The 4,836-nt window shown below is 51.1% G+C and carries 8 protein-coding genes; 1 reads left to right on the forward strand and 7 read right to left on the reverse strand.

What is annotated here, in order from left to right; genetic code table 11:
- Positions 1 to 65: 65 nt before the first annotated feature.
- From V6E55_RS24935 to V6E55_RS24965, 7 genes are all read right to left on the reverse strand, one after another.
- Positions 66 to 326, reverse strand: coding sequence for a DUF4752 family protein (locus V6E55_RS24935; protein WP_250021671.1), 261 nt, complete (start codon positions 324 to 326; stop codon positions 66 to 68).
- On the reverse strand, positions 323 to 811 hold the full coding sequence (locus V6E55_RS24940) for a hypothetical protein (protein WP_316944096.1): 489 nt from the start codon (positions 809 to 811) through the stop codon (positions 323 to 325). Before V6E55_RS24940 ends, V6E55_RS24935 begins: the two co-directional genes overlap by 4 nt.
- Complete coding sequence (locus tag V6E55_RS24945; protein ID WP_316944097.1) at positions 808 to 1,149, reverse strand: transcriptional regulator; 342 nt, start codon at positions 1,147 to 1,149, stop codon at positions 808 to 810. Before V6E55_RS24945 ends, V6E55_RS24940 begins: the two co-directional genes overlap by 4 nt.
- A gap of 171 nt (positions 1,150 to 1,320) precedes the next feature.
- On the reverse strand, positions 1,321 to 2,175 hold the full coding sequence (locus tag V6E55_RS24950) for an ATP-binding protein (RefSeq protein WP_247752034.1): 855 nt from the start codon (positions 2,173 to 2,175) through the stop codon (positions 1,321 to 1,323).
- 2 nt (positions 2,176 to 2,177) lie between these two features.
- Complete coding sequence (locus tag V6E55_RS24955) at positions 2,178 to 3,299, reverse strand: replication protein (protein ID WP_316944098.1); 1,122 nt, start codon at positions 3,297 to 3,299, stop codon at positions 2,178 to 2,180.
- An 82-nt stretch (positions 3,300 to 3,381) separates the two neighbouring features.
- Positions 3,382 to 3,603, reverse strand: a complete 222-nt coding sequence (locus V6E55_RS24960) for a CII family transcriptional regulator (RefSeq protein ID WP_252076783.1) — start codon at positions 3,601 to 3,603, stop codon at positions 3,382 to 3,384.
- Positions 3,604 to 3,643: 40 nt separating this feature from the next.
- The gene (locus tag V6E55_RS24965; RefSeq protein ID WP_100152931.1) at positions 3,644 to 3,889 is read right to left on the reverse strand and encodes a hypothetical protein; all 246 of its coding nucleotides are present in this window, start codon (positions 3,887 to 3,889) and stop codon (positions 3,644 to 3,646) included.
- Between the two features lie 84 nt (positions 3,890 to 3,973).
- On the opposite strand from V6E55_RS24965, the gene V6E55_RS24970 reads away from it, so the two are divergent.
- Complete coding sequence (locus tag V6E55_RS24970; protein WP_316944099.1) at positions 3,974 to 4,750, forward strand: LexA family transcriptional regulator; 777 nt, start codon at positions 3,974 to 3,976, stop codon at positions 4,748 to 4,750.
- Positions 4,751 to 4,836 lie beyond the last annotated feature (86 nt).

A 4,836-nucleotide genomic window follows, 5' to 3' on the forward strand; every position in this document is an offset into this window, starting at 1 on the left:
TTGCTGCATTAGCGGGCTGATCTTCTCGTCGTAGACACTTTCGAGGTCATAGATTTCGATGTTGCTCATTGGGCGGCTCCTTCTGTGCGATACATCATGATTGTCAGATCGCCTTTAGTCGCCAGACGCACCGTTGTTCCTGGTTCGATGCTGGACAGGTCAAACGCATCGTAAAATTCATTTACTGCCTTCTGTCTACGAGATAGCTTTCTACGCTTATCCCACTGCTTTAGCGCAATGGAGATAAACCATTGGCCAGTTTTGAACATGATGAATAACCACCCACTCAGAGCGAGGCCAGTATTTAGAATGTCCAGAATGCTCATGACTGCACTCCTTTGCGAAGTTGGACGGCGATGTCTTCGAGTACTCCATCAGCGAACGAGCGATCGAAATCCCCCTCTGGCGCATCAGCCATAAACTCTGTAGATGTGAGAATCATCCGTGCGATGTCTGACGCGTTCTTCGCCGTGTCATCGATAAACCCTGCCTCCCATGCAGCCAGCATTCTGTTAGCAACAAAGTGCGCACCTTCTTTGTGGGCCTGCTCCCGTAAGTCATCAAGAAAAGCGTCGGTTGCTGGGGTTTCCGGTATCCCGCCATCTGTAGCGCAGATATACGCGTCTGATATTTCATGCTGCTCACCGTCAAACACGTAGCAACTCTGCGTGATGTATTTATTCAGCCCCGCATTCTCCGCAGCCAGCTTCTCAACCTGCATCTGCAGATTCTCGTGAGCAGTAGTCTCTGCACGCAGAGCACGATGTAATTCTTCAAGTTGCTGCTCTAACTCTTCATAACTTGGTTTCATGCTCTCACCCCGTATACGCTTAAAATTCGTTTCATAGTTGCGCTGTTGCGGCACTCCTGGCAGATCACGTTTGTGTCCGTCCGCTGAATTAACTTCGACTTGCCCTGCTTCATGCCCGGTATCGTGTCAGGGGCGAAGCGCATGCCGTAACTGGTCAGGCTGTACAGGCGCTGGCCGTATTTTCCTTCGCAGCTGATCAGCCCGTCGGCCAGCAGCGTGCTAATCGTCCCGGATATCTTTTTGGTGTCCATGCCGATAATCCCTGCCAGCTTGGCGTTGTTCAAACCTGGGTTATTGCGCATGGCTGCCAGCACCTGCTCACGGATTGTTATGGTCATTTCCTACCCTCCGGATCCCATATTCACGAACGATTGCGAGCGAGATTACGGCTATTTCCCAACTCGATTTGTAAAGTGCTTTCCGCTTTTCATCGGTATCAACGCGCTGTATCCAGGCTGCATCGCCTTTCGAATACTCGTTGATAACGACATAGTCATCGCTGCATGCTTTCACGCTGCCCCCTTGGAACGGTAAGAATCCCACGTGAATGACAGAGTGCAACCGCCGCCATCGCTCATGCGGTCAATAACGCGCTCACTCACAAACGCTGCCAGCTCTTCTTTGGTCTGGTTGCTGATCAGGATGGTCGGCTTCATCCGCTCGTACCGGGTGTTGATGATTTCGAACATGATCAGCTTCTCGGCTTCACTGCCGAACTGGACGCCTACCTCATCGATGATCAACAGGTCCGGGGTGGTGAAGTGCGCAATCACGTCGTTCTCGCAGCGCGTCGCTGTTTTCGACCACGTTGATTTGAACTCACGGGCAATCTTCAGCGCGGTGGTGAAAATTACCGGGCTCTGGTGGTTCTCGATGACATAGCGGGCAATCGCCAGGGCAAGATGGTTTTTCCCGGTGCCCGGCTTTCCGCACATCACCAGACCGCCACCCTGCTTCAGGCGCTCCGGCCACTTCGCGGCATACGCCTGGCAAACACGCAGCGCGCGTTCTGACTCTTTGCCCACCGGCTGGTAGTTTTCCAGCGTGCACGTCACAAAGCGTTCAGGGATTTCGAGCTGGCGCAGCAGGCGATCGATGTTCTGCTGGCGCGTGCGGTCTTCCCAGCGTTTTTTCTCGGCATACAGGAAGGTCAACTCATCGCGCAGGCAGCCCGGACAACGAGTCGGCGGTGACGGCAGCTTGATCAGGCTGCTGGTAAGCACGCGTTTACGCTGTTCGTATTCGCCGTGTTTCTCGCAAAGCACCGTTTCACAGACGATCTCGCAGTTAGGGAGTTGCTCTGGCGGCCTGCCGAGAACGTCCAGCATTTTTTCGATAGCGTCGATTTTTTCGAGCAGTTCCATACTCAGTCCCTCGCCCATGATGGGATTTCAGTCTGGCCATAGTCCTTGCCAGCGAAGTTCTCAGATACGCGTGACGGAGTACGGGAAGGCTGCTTGGCGCCATTAGGCTCAAACAAACCCTGCCAGCCGTTAGCAATGCTCTGGTTGATAATTTCTTCAGGCTGATATCCGCTGCACTTGCAACGCTCGAGCAGGTTGATGGCCTGGGTAACTGTCTGCTGAGACTTGATCGGTTTCTTCAGGTCACGACGATAATCGACCCATGACTTCCAGACTGAAACTGACAGCCATTCAGGAAGCTCAACACCAGCCGGATCGAACGAAGCCGGTTTGGGGGATTTAGGGGGTTTATTAATATTGTCTTTATTGTCTTTTGTATGTTTGTCTTTTGTGTTTCCACCCTGGCTGGAAATGTCATTCCCACACGGTGTAAAACTTTCCTTCCCTGACGGTTGAAATGTTTCCATAACGGCAGAAATATTTTCAACCGCCTGTGAAACTTGAATGTCGAACATCTCTCCGCGTATCATCTGCGCCTTGAGATTTTCGTGAATTACTGGTTCCATTGCGCCAGCATGAAGGCTGAAAGGAGACACGAAGAAAACCTTAGGGTTCTTACCGTCAAAGTAGTGTCGAACCTCTTTCAATCTCTCTTCAGACTTTCTGGTGGTAAAGCCTATCTTTACAGGCCCGCATTCACTTTCAGCAAAAACATAAATATACCCAGCCTTGTTTTTTGTAGCACCATATTCACGCCTGCGCTCTGGCTTACTTATCTGCCATTCCGAAATCATCTTGTTTATGCCGACATGACGACCGGACTGTGTCAAAACTGACTTGCGGATTAGTTCGTTTTTCGCTGTTGAGCAACGAGTAGCGGCCAGGCCGGTCAGGGCAGATAACTGATCATTGCTTACCCAGTCCGCCTTTTTGTTGAAACCGTATGTTTTGCGCATTACTGCCATGAAGACCAGCAGCTGATGCTGAGACAATCCAGCCAGCATGACAGCCTCCAGAAGTTCATTGGCGATGCGCGTATAGCCATCATCAAGATCTGCCACGCGCGGCTCCTTAGGTGCCACGTCAGGCACAGGGAAATTGATTACTTCGGCAGTGTTTGCCATAATTGCTCCTGTGAATTGATCCAGTTAATTCAACTTGAAAGCCGTTGGTGTTCCAGCACCGCGGCTTTTCCCCTTTCTGCGTTCATGCTTCAAAATCTCCCTGCACTCCATCCCTGTTCGAAATCAGGATGGCCAGCAGCAGCGACATGTTCGGAACCAGGTTCTCCCGCCACCGGCTTACGGTTGATTTGTTTACGCCAGCTACTTCGGCGATCCTGGTTGTCCCAAGATCTGCGATTTGCCGCTGCACCCAGCTCTCAATTCGTCTTGCCTCCGCTTTGTTGCGTGTCGTTAAGGTTTCCATTTGCGATACTTCCTCTGAATTAATTGGTTATGGCCGCCGGTCAGGCGGCCGTTGATTCATGTTTAATTCGGTCAGGGTTTGCGGCCTGTAGCAGCCACTCCGCCGTAAACTGCCCTTTTGATGCGTCAGCCAAAAGCTGCGAATAGTTGGTTTTCTCTGTGTATTCAGTGCGAGGCAATGCCGCGTTCTTTACCCACTTGTGAATAGCAACATTCGACAGTCCGCATAGGCGTGCCGCTGCGGTTTGACCGCCTACAGCTTCGATTGCAAATTGCATTGGGTTCATAGCGTTTTCCGTTAACTATATTAACTACGAGTTAAGGTTATATCTTAACTGACAGTTATGTCAACTCTAATTGATAATTAACACATGGTTAAAAAAGACGATTTAAAAGAAGAATTCTCGAAGAGACTTCGCGCTGCATTGCTTAATGCTGGCGTGGGTGGTCGTGGGCAGGCTGGCAGGATTAGAGAGGCTATGAAATCCCAGGGTATTGCTGTATCTGAACCCGGGATCTGGAAGTGGCTTAACGCATCAGCAATACCAGACCAAACCAATATCCTTGCACTTAGCCGCTGGCTTGGGGTACGCCCTGAGTGGCTGGAGTACGGAAGGAATGATCCCGAACCTGAACTGCATAGGGAATCATCCATCCCGCCGGAATCGGAATGGGGAACTGTTGACGCTTGGGACAAAAATACTCCGCTTCCTGCTGACGAGGTTGAAGTACCGTTTCTGAAGGATATCGAGTTTGCGTGTGGTGATGGTCGAGTTCACAGCGAAGATCACAATGGCTTTAAACTGAGATTCTCCAAAGCAACGCTTCGCCGGGTGGGAGCTAACACCGATGGCTCAGGCGTTCTCTGCTTCCCTGCCACCGGTGACAGCATGGAGCCGATCATTCCCGATGGCACTACGGTAGCCGTAGACACGAACAACAAGCGCATAGTTGACGGTAAGCTGTATGCCATTGGTCAGGCAGACGGCGGTAGCGGGCAGCTCAAGCGCATTAAGCAGCTATACCGGAAGCCGGGCGGCAAGCTAATCATTCGCAGCTACAACGGCGACGCATATCCGGATGAAGAAGCTGACATTGATGATGTTGAGATAATCGGTCGCATATTCTGGTACTCGGTGTTGCTGTAAAGACGAAGATGCGACTGGTGTGATAGCCGTCATCATTCAATATGATTGATGAAAATCATCATAAAGTTTGTGTTCTTTTAGTCGAT

The organism is Enterobacter sp. 342 (assembly GCF_036663495.1).
Lineage (GTDB): Bacteria > Pseudomonadota > Gammaproteobacteria > Enterobacterales > Enterobacteriaceae > Enterobacter.